Annotated in this window: 19 protein-coding genes; 10 read left to right on the top strand and 9 right to left on the bottom strand. The window is 63.0% G+C overall.

Annotated features, from left to right (window positions below):
* The first annotated feature begins 60 nt into the window (after positions 1–60).
* Positions 61–1,506: an MATE family efflux transporter gene (locus tag B2G88_RS11360; protein ID WP_087714816.1), complete on the top strand. Its 1,446-nt coding sequence runs from the start codon at positions 61–63 to the stop codon at positions 1,504–1,506.
* Here B2G88_RS11360 and B2G88_RS11355 read toward each other — a convergent pair.
* The 5 genes from B2G88_RS11355 to B2G88_RS11335 all read right to left on the bottom strand — a co-directional run bounded on the left by B2G88_RS11355 (position 1,430) and on the right by B2G88_RS11335 (position 5,605).
* Entirely contained in the window at positions 1,430–1,789 is a 360-nt protein-coding gene (locus tag B2G88_RS11355; RefSeq protein ID WP_394335712.1) for a hypothetical protein, read from the bottom strand. The two genes, B2G88_RS11360 and B2G88_RS11355, sit on opposite strands and share 77 nt — an antisense overlap.
* Positions 1,790–1,874: 85 nt before the next feature.
* On the bottom strand, positions 1,875–2,507 hold the full coding sequence (locus tag B2G88_RS11350; protein ID WP_087714815.1) for an HD domain-containing protein: 633 nt from the start codon (positions 2,505–2,507) through the stop codon (positions 1,875–1,877).
* Between the two features lie 113 nt (positions 2,508–2,620).
* Complete coding sequence (locus B2G88_RS11345; protein ID WP_054862476.1) at positions 2,621–3,013, bottom strand: hypothetical protein; 393 nt, start codon at positions 3,011–3,013, stop codon at positions 2,621–2,623.
* 185 nt (positions 3,014–3,198) lie between these two features.
* Positions 3,199–4,443, bottom strand: a complete 1,245-nt coding sequence (locus B2G88_RS11340; protein WP_087714814.1) for an aminotransferase class V-fold PLP-dependent enzyme — start codon at positions 4,441–4,443, stop codon at positions 3,199–3,201.
* A gap of 85 nt (positions 4,444–4,528) precedes the next feature.
* The gene (locus B2G88_RS11335) at positions 4,529–5,605 is read right to left on the bottom strand and encodes an ICP22 family protein (protein ID WP_087714813.1); all 1,077 of its coding nucleotides are present in this window, start codon (positions 5,603–5,605) and stop codon (positions 4,529–4,531) included.
* A gap of 150 nt (positions 5,606–5,755) precedes the next feature.
* Here B2G88_RS11335 and B2G88_RS11330 point away from each other — a divergent pair, with 150 nt between their 5' ends.
* Together B2G88_RS11330 and B2G88_RS11325 are read left to right on the top strand one after the other, a co-directional pair.
* A complete protein-coding gene (locus tag B2G88_RS11330) occupies positions 5,756–6,778 on the top strand; it encodes an ABC transporter ATP-binding protein (protein WP_087714812.1) in 1,023 nt (340 codons plus the stop codon).
* A gap of 3 nt (positions 6,779–6,781) precedes the next feature.
* On the top strand, positions 6,782–7,657 hold the full coding sequence (locus B2G88_RS11325; protein ID WP_087714811.1) for an ABC transporter permease subunit: 876 nt from the start codon (positions 6,782–6,784) through the stop codon (positions 7,655–7,657).
* A 14-nt stretch (positions 7,658–7,671) separates the two neighbouring features.
* Here the strand turns inward: B2G88_RS11325 and B2G88_RS11320 are convergent, their stop codons facing one another.
* The 3 genes from B2G88_RS11320 to B2G88_RS11310 form a co-directional block, all read right to left on the bottom strand.
* A complete protein-coding gene (locus tag B2G88_RS11320) occupies positions 7,672–7,965 on the bottom strand; it encodes a DUF424 domain-containing protein (RefSeq protein ID WP_054862475.1) in 294 nt (97 codons plus the stop codon).
* 9 nt (positions 7,966–7,974) lie between these two features.
* A complete protein-coding gene (locus tag B2G88_RS11315) occupies positions 7,975–8,865 on the bottom strand; it encodes a tetratricopeptide repeat protein (protein WP_054862474.1) in 891 nt (296 codons plus the stop codon).
* Positions 8,866–8,952: 87 nt separating this feature from the next.
* Complete coding sequence (locus B2G88_RS11310; protein ID WP_087714810.1) at positions 8,953–10,605, bottom strand: hydroxysqualene dehydroxylase; 1,653 nt, start codon at positions 10,603–10,605, stop codon at positions 8,953–8,955.
* 113 nt (positions 10,606–10,718) lie between these two features.
* On the opposite strand from B2G88_RS11310, the gene thpR reads away from it, so the two are divergent.
* The 5 genes from thpR (at position 10,719) to B2G88_RS11285 (ending at position 13,595) form a co-directional block, all read left to right on the top strand.
* Complete coding sequence (thpR, locus tag B2G88_RS11305) at positions 10,719–11,282, top strand: RNA 2',3'-cyclic phosphodiesterase (RefSeq protein WP_087714809.1); 564 nt, start codon at positions 10,719–10,721, stop codon at positions 11,280–11,282.
* A gap of 127 nt (positions 11,283–11,409) precedes the next feature.
* Positions 11,410–12,405 carry a hypothetical protein gene (locus B2G88_RS11300; protein WP_176393217.1) on the top strand — a complete coding sequence of 332 codons (996 nt, stop codon included), beginning with the start codon at positions 11,410–11,412 and terminating at the stop codon, positions 12,403–12,405.
* Between the two features lie 88 nt (positions 12,406–12,493).
* On the top strand, positions 12,494–12,646 hold the full coding sequence (locus tag B2G88_RS11295; protein WP_054862497.1) for a 50S ribosomal protein L39e: 153 nt from the start codon (positions 12,494–12,496) through the stop codon (positions 12,644–12,646).
* A gap of 2 nt (positions 12,647–12,648) precedes the next feature.
* The gene (locus B2G88_RS11290) at positions 12,649–12,927 is read left to right on the top strand and encodes a 50S ribosomal protein L31e (protein ID WP_087714808.1); all 279 of its coding nucleotides are present in this window, start codon (positions 12,649–12,651) and stop codon (positions 12,925–12,927) included.
* 2 nt (positions 12,928–12,929) lie between these two features.
* A complete protein-coding gene (locus tag B2G88_RS11285; RefSeq protein ID WP_054862473.1) occupies positions 12,930–13,595 on the top strand; it encodes a translation initiation factor IF-6 in 666 nt (221 codons plus the stop codon).
* Between the two features lie 91 nt (positions 13,596–13,686).
* Here B2G88_RS11285 and B2G88_RS11280 read toward each other — a convergent pair whose 3' ends face one another.
* Complete coding sequence (locus tag B2G88_RS11280) at positions 13,687–14,001, bottom strand: ASCH domain-containing protein (RefSeq protein ID WP_054862472.1); 315 nt, start codon at positions 13,999–14,001, stop codon at positions 13,687–13,689.
* 105 nt (positions 14,002–14,106) lie between these two features.
* Between B2G88_RS11280 and rpl18a the strand changes: the two genes are divergently transcribed.
* Together rpl18a and pfdA are read left to right on the top strand one after the other, a co-directional pair.
* Positions 14,107–14,289 (top strand): 50S ribosomal protein L18Ae, encoded by a 183-nt coding sequence (rpl18a, locus tag B2G88_RS11275; protein ID WP_054862471.1) that lies wholly within the window; start codon positions 14,107–14,109, stop codon positions 14,287–14,289.
* Positions 14,289–14,747, top strand: a complete 459-nt coding sequence (gene pfdA, locus B2G88_RS11270; RefSeq protein ID WP_087714807.1) for a prefoldin subunit alpha — start codon at positions 14,289–14,291, stop codon at positions 14,745–14,747. Before rpl18a ends, pfdA begins: the two co-directional genes overlap by 1 nt.
* The last annotated feature ends 7 nt before the right edge of the window (positions 14,748–14,754 follow it).

The raw sequence follows: 14,754 nt of genomic DNA, 5'->3' as shown, positions 1-14,754 counted from the left end.
TCTTCGGGAACGCGGGCGCTCAACGACAGACCGAAGAGGAGCCTCCCGAAAGCACGGGTAATGACAGGACGCGGGAGCGAGCGGGGACGACTCGAGGCCGTCGTTGATCGCCTCGCTCGCACCCTCGAGCGACTCGGGATTATCGACGCCGAACGATTTCGGCCGACGATGGACCTGGCCTGGCCGCGGATCGTCACGGGCTTTGCGATTATGTCCAAGCAGACGGCGGATCTGGCGATGGTCGGCGTCGCAGTTGGTGTCTCGGGGACCGCAGGGCTCGCGTTCGCGCTTGCGTACTGGGAAATCGTCGCGATGCTGGGGCTCGGCCTCGCCGGCGGGACGGTCTCGCTGGTCTCGCAGAATTATGGCGGCGACGAGTCCGAACGCGCGTCGCTGGCGGTTACCCAGAGTATCCTACTGGTCGTCGCCCTCGCGGTACCGATCATGGCCATTTTTCTCCTGTTTTCCGAGAGGCTGATCGGACTCTTTGGAGCCGAGGGTGAGACGCTCGCCCACGGGAGCACGTATCTCGTCTACGTCGCGCCCGCGGCACTGTTCGAGATGCTGAACTTGATCGCCAGTCGCACCTACACGGGCGTCGGCGATACGTTCACTGAGATGGTCGCCCGTGCGGGCGGCGCGGTGCTCAACATCCTTCTCAGCGGCCTCTTTATCTTCGGGTTCGACATGGGCGTCGCCGGCGCAGCCATCGGCACGACGCTCTCGACGGGATTCGTCACGCTCGTGCTGGGCTGGGGGATGACCGGCCGATCCTACGGCCGCCTCGGGATGGAGCCAAGTCCGGTCCCCGTCACCCGCTCAGGGACGTGGATCGATCTCCCACTCGCCCGCCAACTGGTCGAAATCTCTGCCCCCGAGATCGGTCGCCGACTCGCGCAGGGCCTTATCGTCTTCCCGCTGCTGTGGATCGCCGCAACCTTCGGCCCCGCTGTCGTCACCGCCGTCGAAGTCGCCCGCCGCGTCCGCAGCCAGATCAACAGCGTCAACTGGGGACTCGGCCTGGCCTCGAGTTCGCTCGTCGGCCAGCACCTTGGCGCAAACGAAGAAGACGAGGCCGCAGCCTACGGCGCTGCGATCATCCGCATCGCAATCGTGACGTATCTCGTCATGGCTGTCGTCGTCATCGCGCTCGCAGAACCCCTCGCCACGCTGTTCGTCGAGGACGACAATATCGGCCAGACAGCCATTTTCATCGCGGTCAGCGGAGTCAGCGCAATCGGCCTCGGCATCGACGGCACGGCAAGCGGTGCCTTACTCGGCGCTGGCGATACTCGAAAACCGTTCGTCGCCTCGCTGATCGGCCGCTACGTGTTCGCGCTGCCGGCCGCTGCGCTCGGGCTGGTGACGCCACTCGGCGTTGCGGGGCTCTATCTCGCGTTCTTGCTCGAGACGTTCGTTCCCGGCGGGATCACCTACTGGCTGTTCCGTCGCGGCGGCTGGCGTGCCGTGAGCCGGCGCTATCGGCCCTCGTCGGATGCGAGTTGAGCAGTGAGTTCGCGAGAAAACGGTTGCTGTCGATGCTGCGACCGTATCCCTGCTCAAGTGGAGGATTCCGGTAGCAGGCCTCGATGATGACGAGTACGCCAACGAGTGCTGCGCCAGCCAACATCTGAATCTGTGGGACACTCGTCACGGCCGCAGCGATCAGTGCAACCGCGAATGCAACCGGCACGATTGCGAGCAGGAAATCGTACCAGTTGGCCGCGGCAAGAACGCTACTGACCGTCTCGAGCGGCGTCCAATCGATGTGATCGGCACAAACGAACATCAGTTCTCACCTCGGTAGCCCCGTTGTCTGTCCCGCTCTCTGAAAAGTTCTCGGCGCGCTGTGTACTAGGGGTCGTTCTTGACCGCTATCGCTCGCCGTGGATCTCATGGTCGAACTGCTCGAGATACTCGCGGACGAACTGGACGCGCGTCTCGGCGAGTTCTGCACCAGCGTCGGTGTACATCCGCTCTGGCAACTCGAGGATTTTCCTGTGGATGTGGTTGTACTGGGTCTTGCCCGCGGTCGTCTCATCCGCAGCAAGCGGCGTCTCCGGATCGAACATTGCAGAGCCATGTGCACCACCGTGGGCGAACACACGCGCGATACCGACCGCCCCGAGCGCGTCAAGATTGTCCGCATCCGAGACGAGTTTTGCCTCGAGCGTTTCCGGTTCGAGTGCGTTCGAGTATCGATGGGTTCGGATACAGTGGCTGACAGCCTCGATTGTGTCCGCGTCAACTCCGACGTCCTCGAGAATGGGTTCGGCTTCTCGAGCGCCCCACTGGGCGTGATCTGCGATCTCACCACGATCCTCACGCTCCCGACCGATATCGTGGAGTAGGACCGCGAGTTGAACAATTCGTTCGTCGACTGGATCCGGGTGGCGGTCGATGAGCGTCTTTGCGAGTGTTTCGACTCGCTCGACGTGGTGCCAGTCGTGTGCCGGTGGCGCGTCTTCGAAGTACGGCCGCGCGCGGGTTCGAACTGCCTCGAGCATACGGCCGGCTTGGGCGGTCGCGATATAGTCGGTACTGATTCGATCCCGCCGTAATGGACTCCAATCCCCCACTTGTTCGCTCGTCGATCTCGAGTCGCCGACTGCAGCGTCGATTACTGTCCTTGCGTGGAACGCTGTCTGAACAGCTGTGTGTCCCTACATAATCGGTCGGGAATCGCCGATGCGTTCGCGGCGACGCCATCGACGACGGCACGGATTTCGTCGAATCGCGGGCCACGCGACACGCACAGCGGCTCTGGCTGCCAGTTGATGTAGCCTCCTGACTCGAGCAACGGGAGGTGGTGATGGCGCAACTCGAGATCGACTGTTGCTGGATCGACCGTCGTCTCCGGGGCCATCGCAGCCCCTGGAAGCGAAAGTGGCGTCTCAGACTCGTCGATAAGTGCGACCAAGAGCCGTCGTCGCGGCTCTGCAGCCAGTGCGACGAAGACGTGATTCCAGCCACTGCTCGTCTCGACCGGTCCGCCGTGGGGGTGATCGGACATATGTGCGTCTCACGAACCCCATATATAAATTTCAACCGGTGAATTATTGTGAAAAATACTGTCTTTCGGTCTCCCGTCGTTACGCGAACAACTGTCGCGTCTGGCGAGAACGAGTTCTCGCTGACCGTGTCTCGCGTCACTCGACACGAGACGAAAAAAGACCGCGAACGAAGTGAACGGTCAAACTACGCAAACAACTGTCGCGCGTCGTCCAATGCTGCAACCAGCTTGTCGACTTCCTCGCGCGTGTTGTAGACGTAAAAGGACGCTCGAGTCGAGGCCGGAACGCCCAGTTTGTCGTGTAGCGGCTGGGTACAGTGATCGCCCGCTCGCACTGCGACCGTGTGGTCGTTCATAATCGAGGCCAGATCGTGGGCGTGGACGCCCTCGACGTTGAAACTGACGAGGCCGCCGCGGTCGGGGCCGGGTTCGGGGCCGTAGATCTCCACGTCGCCTTCCGCCTCGAGTTGCTCGTAGGCGTAGCGGGCGATCTCCTCCTCGTGGGCCTGAATGCGCTCCATCCCGATCTCCTCGAGCCAGTCAATGGCGGCGACGAGACCGACGGCTTCGGCGATTGGCGGCGTCCCAGGTTCGAACTTCCAGGGGAGGTCCCCCCACGTTGAGTCCTCGAAGGTGACCTTGCGGATCATGCCGCCGCCGTAGAGATAGGGCTGCATCTCCTCGAGCAGCTCCTGTTTGCCGTAGAGGACGCCGATTCCGGTGGGGCCAGCCATCTTGTGGCCCGAAAAGGCGTAGAAGTCGGCGTCGATCTCGGCGACGTCGACGGGGCGGTTCGGGACGGCCTGTGCGCCGTCGATAAACGAGAGTGCACCGTGTTCGTGCGCGAGGTCGGTCAGTTCGGAGACCGGGTTGACCGTACCGAGCGTGTTCGAGACGTGGACCGCCGAGACGAGCGCGGCGTCGTCGTCGATCAGTTCGCGGGCGTGGTCCATATCGAGTCGCCCCTCCTCGTCGACGCGGATATACTCCACGTCGGCACCCGTCTGCTTGGCGACCTGTTGCCACGTTACGAGTGAGGCGTGGTGTTCCATCTCCGTCAGCACGACGCGGTCGCCGGCCTCGAGTTCGTTCAGACCCCACGAGTATGCGACCAGATTCTCGCTTTCGGTCGTGTTCTTCGTGAAGATTACCTCCTCGCGGCCGTCGGCGTTGATAAAGTCGGCGACGCGGTCGTGGGCCTTCTCGTAGGCAATTGAGGCCTCTTGGCTCAGATGGTGGATGCCCCGGTGGACGTTCGAGTTGTACCGGCGGTAGTACTCGCTCATCGCGTCGACGACCGGATCCGGCGTCTGGGTCGTCGCCGCATTATCGAGGTAGACGACCTGCTGGCCGTCGAACTCCCGCTCGAGGATGGGAAACTCCTCGCGGATGGCCTCGACGTCGAGCGACTCGAGATTCTGCTGACTCATTGGCGTCTAGGAGGGAGTCCAGACAAAACACTCCTTCGGTCCCTGCGCCAGTGTGCCCGTCGATTCGGTACAGACTCGCTCGAGACTATTGCGAAACCTCGAGAATCCGTACGTCGCAGTCGTTACAGGTAATCGCGTACACCTGTCGGGACCGACAGCAGGATTCGACGGTCTCTTCGTCCAGCGAGATGTCGCTCTCGCAGGTCGGACACGTCTCGATAAACGCTCGTAGACCGTTTGCAAGCTGGCTGCACTGTTGAATCGTCAGCCGGTCCCACTCGGGCAGGCGCTCGGCGAGGACGCGCTTGGCGGCGATGTCTGCGAGCACCGCGGCCTCGGATTCCCAGCGTGCCGCGAGTCGTCCGTTGACCCGTGCGACCGCGTAGCGGCTGGTCTCGAGTTCGACGGCCTCGGGATCAGTCTCGAGGAACTCCGCGAGTTGTACCTCGCGGTCGCCATCGCGGAGGGCGTCGATTTCGGCCTGCCACGCCGTCTCGATGTCGGATGTGAGACAGAGGTCCGCTTCCTCGTCCAGTTCGTCGGGGTCGCCGACTGCATCGTTTTCGTCTCCGTCCGCGCCACCTCCCTCGGCTGGCCCAACACAGGGAACGAGAATCTCGTGCTCGAGAAACAGCTGTTCCGGATCGACGTGTTCGGGTGGCTCTGGTTCCGTGGCAGTGTCCGTTTCACCGGCCGTCTCGGACGTGACCTGTTCGGCATCTGTCTCCGACGCTGACGCTGTCGCTGTCTCAGCGGGAGTCGTTTCGGCGGCGGTGTCGGACTCGTCGTCCTCGAGCGTGGCTGTCCCCTCATTGTCGAGTGCAGCACCGCCCTCATCTCCGAGCACAGCGTTTTCTTCCCGCTCGAGTGCAGCGGCCTCCTCGAACGTGAGCGGCTCTTTGTCGAACTTTGCGAGCAGCCAGTCGGGGAAGTACCGTTTCGTCAGCGTCGGCGTGCCGGGGACGAGATAGCCCCGGAGATAGATCGTCGCGAGTGACAGTCCGAAAACGACCGCGCCGGCGGGAACGAACGCGACGCCGACGGCGAGTGCGATCACAACGGCGATGATGAGGTTCACTGCGGTACAGGGGACACACCGATTTTCGCCGGTATATTCGTCCTGCCGGAGTTGCTCGACCGGTCCTGGAAGCTCGAGTGGCATATTCATACAGTCGAAGTAGCCCCTCAAAAATCTTCACCTGCTGTGGTCCGGGCAGCGAGCGTCTTTGCACACCTGTTCAATCACGGTACTGCTTTCCCGGAGTGAAACCGCCCCTCCGGCTTATATGCCCCATCGTGGTAGGTCACCGTAATGACAGCAATCGAAACGACCGCCCTGACGAAACAGTACGGCGACGTCACCGCCGTCGACGGCCTCGAGTTGACGGTCCGAGAGGGTGAGGTGTTCGGCTTTCTGGGCCCGAACGGGGCCGGCAAGTCGACGACGATCAACATGCTGCTCGATTTCGTCCGCCCGACGAGTGGCTCCGCGACAGTTCTCGGCTACGACGCCCAGACGGAGGCCGACCAGATCAGCGAGCGGGTCGGCATTCTCCCCGAAGGGTTCGATATCTACCCGCGGCTTACCGGCCGCCGACACGTCGAGTTCGCTATCGAGACGAAACACGCCGACGACGACCCCGAGGAACTCCTCGAGCGGGCTGGCCTCGACCCCGACGCGTGGGACCGCGTCGCTGGCGGGTACTCGACTGGTATGCGCCAGCGACTTGCGATGGCGATGGCGCTGGTCGGCGACCCTGACCTGCTGATTATGGACGAGCCCTCCTCCGGACTCGACCCCCACGGCATCCGCGAACTGCAAGACCTCGTCCGCGCGGAAGCCGACCGCGGCACGACCGTCTTCTTCTCGAGTCACATCTTAGAGCACGTCGACGCGGTCTGTGACCGAATCGGTGTCCTGACGAACGGCACCCTCGTTGCCGTCGATACCATCGACGGCCTCCGAGACTCACTCGGCGGTGATGCGACAGTGACACTGACGCTCGCTGGCGCTCCGGATACCTACCTCGAGACCGCCCAGTCGGTTGCGGGAATCACCGAGGTGACACCAACGGCACGGACCCTCGAGTGTGCCGTCGCGGAGCCAGCGGCGAAAGCGCCGCTGATCACCGCACTCGACCAGGCTGGCGCGACCATCGAGGACGTCCAGATTTCGGACGTCTCGCTCGAGTCGCTGTTCACGCAGTTGACTGACGAGACTGCTGGGACAGAGAGTGAGAAGGCTGACGCGGACGCCGACAATGAGAGCGACGAGCAGACGCCAGCGGAGTCAGACGCCCAGACGGAACCGGTGCAAGCGGAGGCGAGCGAGTAATCGATGGTCTCACACATCGCTACCGTCGCCCGCAAGGACTTCGACGATGCCAGTCGCTCGAAACTCCTCTGGGCGCTGATCGGCTTGCTCGTTGGGATGGTCGTCATCGGCTACGCGGCCATCTGGTACGTCGTCGACGATGCGAGCGCGTCCGAGGTGCTTGGCTTCCTCGGCTTTCCGCTCCAGACGCTCGTCCCGATTGCCGCGCTCATTACGGGCTACATGGCCGTCGTCGGCGAACGACGGTCGGGCAGCATCAAACTCCTGCTCGGGCTGCCGCCGAATCGAGCCGATGTCGTCTTCGGCAAACTCCTCGGTCGAGCGACCGTCATCGGGACAGCAATCGCACTCGCGTTCGTCACCGCGCTCGTGTTGAGTTCGATCTTCTTCGGCGCGGTTCCGCTGTTCGCGCTGGTCGAGTTCGGCCTCCTGACGCTGCTGTTCGGCGTCGCCTTCGTCGGCTTCGCCGTTGGCGTTTCCGCGGCCGTTGCGACTCGAGGCAAGTCCATGGCCATCGTCGTCGGCAGCTACATGCTGTTCGTCGCCCTCTGGGAACTCGTCACCGCCGGCCCCTATCGCCTGCTCTACGGTGAGGGTCCCGGAACGGAGCCGGCGACGTGGTATCTCGTCCTCGAGCAACTGAACCCGCTGACGGCCTACACGACGCTTGCAACCGAGATCGTCGAGGGCACAATCCCGCCGTTTACCTTCCAGTACGGCCTCGAGAGCTTCGAAGCCTCCCAGATGACACCTGCCGAACGCTACGCTGGCGAGGCACCGTTTTACTTACAAGAATGGTTCGGCATCGTCGTCCTGCTCGGCTGGTTGCTCGTGCCCGCGCTGATTGGCTACTATCGGTTCAGCAGAGCAGATCTGTAATTGACAACTGACTGTCAGTACAGCCGCAACAACTGCGCGTGCAGGGTCTCGCCGACCTCGAGGACGTTCGCTTCGTCGACGAAGCCTTCCTCGATGGCGAGTTCGACCGCGCGGGTGCCGACGATGTTGGCCACGTCGGCCCGCGCTAAGCTCTCGACGACCGCCGTCTCGTCGACCTCGTCGCCGCCGTAGAACTCCTCGGTGACGGTCAGCGAGAGGTCGTCGGCTTCGTACGTCTCGCCGACGACGTCGCTATCACAGACCGCGACGAGCAGCCCCTCCTGAGTTTCTCGTTCGTTGACGATCATCGAACAGCCCTACTCGAGTTCCCACTCGCGGTCGTCGTCTTTCGGTGCGGGACCCGGATCGGTCACGTCGACGCTTGGATCCTCTGGGGTGTGTCGCGGCTGGGTGTTGGACTGTTGGTCCTGCTGTGTGCCCGCCCCGCCGACGTTCTGGCCCTGCATTTCTTGGCGCTCTTCCATGACACGCTGTTCGGCGCGTTCACGCATTTCGTTTGCCTCGTCGGCAATCTCTTCGGCCTCGTCGTACTCGCCCAGCTCCTCGAGAATTTCTGCTTTCTCCTCGAGCACTTTGGCGTTTCGAAGCCCCAGCCGAACCGCGTTATCAATGCAGTGCAGCGCCTCCTCGGAGAGGCCGCGCTCCGAGAGGAAGAAGGCCCGATTGAACCAGCCTTCGGCGAAGCGCTCGTCGATCTCGACGGCGCGTTCGGCGTGCTCTAAGGCCTCGGATGTCTCGCCGAACTCCCAGAGCGCGTACGCGAGGTTCGTCTCTGCCGTCGCGGCGTGGTCGCTGTCGCCGTCGATCCGGAGCGCCTCGCGGTAGGCTCCGATTGCCGCGTCGTACTCCTCGAGTTCGGCGTGAGCAACGCCTTTGTTGACCCACGCCTCCTGTTCGAGGCGGTCGTCCTCGGCGAACTGGGCGGTTCGGTCGAAGGCGTCAGTGGCTTGCTCGTAGCGGTTGATCTGCATGTAGTTCAGCCCGACGTCGAGCAGTTCCGTGGCGTCGACTTCGTCGCTCCCGATGTTCTCTGCGTCGAGCGTATCGGAGACGACGCGGGAGTCGACAGGGTCGACCTTTCCGGGATCGACGCCCAGTTCGGGTGGGTCGAGATCGAACTCGTCGTAGAGTTCGTCAAACCCGTCCCCTTCGGAGAACTCGTGGCTATCGTCCTCGCGGTCAGTCATGAACCGATTTTGGCGGCGAGGACTGTTAAGACCTGCGACCCGGCTATCGCGCGGCCTCGCGACTCCCTGCGGACGACTCTTTCGCGCTCACCGCCCTCGAGGCCCCGCGGTGAGTCCTCTTGTCATTGTCCGAAGCGACTGCGTCACCGATGCGGGATGTGGCAACCCGAGTCGGTAGCGAATCCGATCTTGGCGCTTGAACGGTTCGAACACTGCTGGCTCCTCGAGTTCCCAGACCGATGCAAGAGCGCCGCGATACCCTTGTCGCTTGAGGATGGCGTTCGCCGCGCGGCGACCGGCTTCGTTCGCTGACTCCATCGACGCCAGATCGGAGTTCGTCCGCACGTAGTCGCTCGCGAGCGTGAGATTTCGCACACCAACGTCTGCAGGCGGGCGATTCTGGAGCGCGCCGACGGTGTTGATCAACAGGGGTGAACGATTTGTGACGCCGTCGTCGGTTTCGACGATAGCCGGGTCGAGAAACCAGTCGACGAGCATGTCGTCGGTGAGTCTCGCCGCGCTTGCAGAGTCACTGTGGCTGTTTAGGTGCTGTTTCAACTGCGCCCAGATCTCCGTCGCGATCTCCTCCCGCGTACACGATCTTGCCGGCTTTTCGACGACGGTCCCCGGCGTTTCCCAATCCGAGGCGATCACCGAGAGGACGCCCTCGACAGCCTCGGGGCCGCGGCTCTCGAGATCGTAGCCGCTCCAGAACTGACGCTGGGAAATCGAGGTGAGCGCCCACGGCGAGTCGGTGTAGACTTGATGGCCGCGAGACAGCGCGACATCGTCGGTCAGGTAGAACTGAATCCCGTTCATCCAGGCTGTCTCGAGGCGGTCGATTCGGCCGAGTTCGGGCGCGATCCGGGTGAGAGACGGCTCGACGAACTCGGGAGCAACCTCGACCGGCACTGCGAGAACGTACTCGTCGGCCGTGACGCGTTCGCCGGTTTCCAACACGAGCCCAGAGACATCTCTCCCATCCGCCTCGAGTCGCGCGACCGGCGTATCCGGCCGAAGAGCGACGCCGAGGGTCTCGAGGGCGGTGAGCCAGGGGTCGATCCAGGCCTCGTTTGTCGGCGCGTTCAACACCTGTTCGGTCGGCTGCGTCAGATCGAGTCGGCCAAACAGCAACTGCAGGTAGATCGTTCCAATTGTCCGGGCGCTACCGACCTGTGGGCGAAGTGCAACGAGCGCCTGCGTGGCGTATGCGAGTCGGTCCCGAAACGCCTGCGAGCGGTGCTCGGCGTCGATAAATTCCCACCAGGAGATGTCGTCGAGTTCGTTTTCGCGGCGCTCCTCACAGGCGGTCAACAGGTAGAGCAATCGCTCGAGTAGAAAGCGCACGTCCTCGGGCGGCAGGTCCTCGGCAAAGGCCGGCCGGAGTGCCTCGAGCCAGCCCTGGATCGAGGTTGGAGTGGACGTCTCGGCGACTGTCTCGGACTCCGTTGCGCTCGCGATCAGCGTCGCTTCGGTTTCGACGAGATTGTCCGCGACGGTGCCCTCGGTGTCCGGAATGCGGGCCATCGTATCGATGACGTGACGGTAGAACGCTGGAAAGAAGCGAAAACCGTGTTCGCCGTGCAGTGGGGAGGGTCCGTCCGCAACGGGCATCGAGCGTGCTTTCCCGCCGAAGCGGTCGTTGGCCTCGAAGACGGTCACGTCGATCCCGCGCTCAGCGAGTTCATGGGCCGCGGTGAGGCCGCCGATTCCGCCGCCGATGACGGCAACGTCAGTCATGGGTCTTCGTCCGGGTCCGACGGGAATAATCTTCGACCCTAACGACCGAGGCTCCCACTGCGAAGCCACCGCAAGCGCAATTTTCAATGACGGCTGCCGTCGTAGAACGCCGTATGAGCGATCGACTGTTCGTCAGCGTCGACCTGCCGGACGACCTCGCCGACCCAGTTGCCGACTTGCAAGCCGAGTTCGCGAATGCGGGCGGCCTCACGTTCACCGACCCCGAACAGGCCCACCTCACGCTGAAATTCCTCGGCGATGTGGACGAAACCCAACTCCCCGACCTCACACGCGAACTTGCCGCCGCGGTCGCTGACGCCGACATCTCCCCCTTCGAGGCCCGATTCGGCGGCCTGGGCGTCTTTCCAAGCCTCGAGTACATCAGCGTGCTCTGGCTCGGCACCGAAACCGGCGGTGAGGAACTGACGCGGCTTCACGAGGCACTCGAGGAGAGAACGATGGCGATGGGGTTCGAGCCTGAAACCCACGAGTTCACGCCACACGTCACCCTCGCGCGAATGGAACACGCTGGCGGCAAGGAACTGGTCCAAGAACTTGTCACCGAACGCGACCCGACCGTCGGCGAGATGCGCGTCGACGAAATTCGCCTAACCGAGAGCACCCTGACCAACGAAGGACCTGCATACGCGACGGTCGAACGGTTCTCGCTCGAGTAGCCGTCCGATTATCCAACACTCAGGACAGTTGATCGGTCACAGCGGCCAACTATCACGAACGCGCGTTTGTCCGTCTGAGGACGAAAGGGTATGATGCCCGTGATTGGTGTAGGATTCCAGCGTCGCTATGGCTGGCCCCGACCGCGACGGCGATAGGAGTCGACGGCCTCGAGTCGTCAGTCGACGCGAACTGCTGACCGCAGTCGGTGGCGCAGCCGCAGCGTCGACGGTCGTTCCTACGACGACCACTGCAACCGCGAGCGAGTCGCCCGTGACCGTACGCATCTATCCCGGCCCCGTCCCGCTCCACGGCTGGCTTCACGCCGGGGTCACCGGCATGCGCAGCGACTGGCCGGAACCCTACCGCGACGCAATGGCCGCAGTCGAGGAGTCGCTGGATCGCGTCCTCGAATATGCGAACGCGGAGTCGAGACTCGAGGGCCTCGAGATCTCCCTCGAGCGAGGTGCTCCAGTTCGGTTTCCACTCTCGGACGCGCCGCTGTCGTCGGAGGCCGTTGTGCCGTCGCTGTCGACGGTGCTTGCAAACTTTCGCGAGCAGGTGCGCGAGCGCAACGCCCTTTCTGCCCGAACCTCACATGTCCTGTTTTGCTGGTCGCCGCTGAACTTCCGGGTCGGCTACGGCGGAACGCTGACGCCGAACGCGGAACTGGGCTCGAGGGCCGGCGACGGCGACAACGAGGATAACTCCGCCGACAGAGACGAACACGTCGATGGCGCGCTAACGGTCGCGAACCTCGGTGCGACTGAGATTTGGGATTCGCGGCCGATCACGCGAAATATGGCGATCCACGAGACGCTGCATACGTTTCTCTCACCAGAAGTTGCCGACGAAGTCGGTGGCTCTCCCTGTGATCACGATCTGGGCACTGCGGTGCGGACCGGCGAGGACGGCCGCACGATGGAAGTCACGCCCATGGCCACCGCCTACGCCGGCCCGGACGAACTCGGCGGCGGCACTCGTTTCCACGGTCGGGGCTGTCACGACCACGGCGAGTTTCATCGCCACGACGGCCTCGAGAACGTCGATGAGTGGACCTACACCACCGAACCGAGCCAGGCCACACTCGAGGCGGTAACGCGCTATCTCGAGCGAACGGTGTGACGAATCGGGTGGGGGCGCTTAACGGGGCTCACACTCTCGGTCTCCAATGGACAAGATTTTAAGCCACCGTGGGCTACGTTCGGCTACTATGGGTAAGAAATCGAAGGGCAAGAAGAAGCGACTTGCCAAACTCGAGAACCAGAACAGCCGCGTTCCGGCCTGGGTCATGATGAAGACTGACATGGAAGTCCAGCGGAACCCGAAACGACGCAACTGGCGACGTAGCAGCACTGACGAGTAACGATGAGTGCAAGTGATTTCGAGGAACGCGTCGTTACCGTTCCGCTGCGAGACGTCAAGAAGGGAGCAAATCACGAGGCCGCGGATCTCGCCATGCGACTCATCCGCGAGCACCTCGCGCAACACTTCTCCGTCGACGAAGACGCCATCCGCCTCGATCCCTCGATCAACGAGGCAATCTGGTCGAAGGGGCGTGCGAACCCGCCGCGTAAGCTTCGGGTCCGTGCCGCTCGCTTCGACGAGGAAGGCGAGGCCGTCGTCGAGGCCGAGGTCGCCGACTAAACTTGCAACGACTCGCCTTCGCCGGGTCGGCCTACGTCGGTGTCTTCGCTCGCGCGACCGACTCGTGCGTGCTCGTCCGACAGGACCTCGATGACGACCTCGTTGCCGATCTGGAAGACGAACTCGAGGTGCCCGCCATCCAGACGACCGTCGGCGGTTCCTCGACGGTCGGCGCGTTAGCGACGGGCAACGAAAACGGCCTGCTCGTGAGCTCGCGCGTCCTCGAGTACGAACGCGAACGACTTGAGGACGAACTCGGCGTACCCGTCGCGGAACTACCGGGTAACGTCAACGCTGCCGGGAACGTCGTTCTCGCGAACGACTACGGCGCGTACGCCCACCCCGACCTGACGCGAGAGGCGATCCAGATCATCAAAGACACTCTCGAGGTTCCCGTCGAACGCGGCGACCTCGCCGGTGTTCGAACCGTCGGGACGGCCGCCGTCGCGACGAATTCCGGGGTGCTCTGCCATCCGAAGGCAACCGACGAGGAACTCGATTTCCTCGAGGATGCCCTCGACGTGCGAGCCGATGTCGGCACCGTCAACTACGGCGCGCCACTCGTCGGCTCCGGACTGCTCGCGAACGAATCCGGCTATGTCGTCGGCGAAGACACGACTGGACCGGAACTCGGCCGGATCGAAGACGCGCTCGGCTATCTCGAGTAACTCGTTTCTACTCGATGCGACCGCGTCGACACTCTGCGATATCCTCGAGTCACCGACTCAGTCGTTGATCTCTCGAGAAGGTATCCTCTTGCTATTCCTGCGGTTCGAACTCGTGAAGAACGACCTCGCTGTCGTCGTCCCACTCGAAGTTATCGTGGGCGCGCTCGAGCAGGTTCCGATAGGCCTCGAGGTCGTCCATGCCTTCGGCCTGTGCGTCTTCGTCGGTCAGATCGCCGAGCGTGCGCTCGCTCACGGTGGTCACCTCGAACGTTGTCTCCTCGATGGTGAACGTATCACCCTCCTCGGCGTACTGATGGCCGCGATGGATCTGGGTAACCGCGCCCTTGAGGGCCTGTTCTTGCATTCGGTCGCTGGGCAGCAACTCGCTGGGTTCGATTTCGCTCATCACTCACTGGTGGGGTCGCGACAGGCAAATCGTTTGGCCGTACCGTGGCGCGCCAGCCAGGGATAGAAGGGAAGACTCTTCCGACTGCCCGCCGCACGTGTAGCCATGAGTCAGTTCACAGTCACCGGTCAGTTTGAGACCCGCGACGGGTCCTCGAAGTTCGAAACGACAATCGACGCCGAAAACGAAAACCTCGCTCGCGAACACACCTACTCCCAGCTTGGGAGCCAGCACGGACTCAAACGCACGCAGATCGACCTCGAAAGCCTCGAAGAGGGTGACAACTAATGGGTCAGCAGCAACTTCAGCAGCTCTCTCAGGAACTGCAGGAACTCGAAGAGCAGATCAACGCCCTCGAGGGCGAAGTCGAGTCGCTGCGCCAGGAGAAAACCGAAATCGACGAGGCCACCGAGGCGCTCGAGACGCTCGAGTCGGGTTCGACCGTGCAGGTCCCACTCGGCGGTGGCGCGTACCTTCGCGCGACGGTTGAGGATATCGACGAAGCAATCGTCGAACTCGGCGCGAACTACGCAGCGGAGTTCGAACAGGATGGCGCTGTCGACGCCCTCGAGAACAAGAAAGAACTCGTCGACGAGCAGATTTCCGACCTGAACGACGAGGTCACTGAACTCGAAGCCGAGAGCCAGCAACTCGAACAGCAGGCCCAGCAGATGCAACAGCAGGCGATGCAACAGCAGATGCAGCAGATGGGTCAGGGACAGGGCCAGCCTGACGCTGACGAATAACCCCGCG

The organism is Natronolimnobius baerhuensis, assembly GCF_002177135.1.
GTDB classification, from domain to species: domain Archaea; phylum Halobacteriota; class Halobacteria; order Halobacteriales; family Natrialbaceae; genus Natronolimnobius; species Natronolimnobius baerhuensis.
This window is presented reverse-complemented; position numbering and strand designations above follow the sequence as displayed.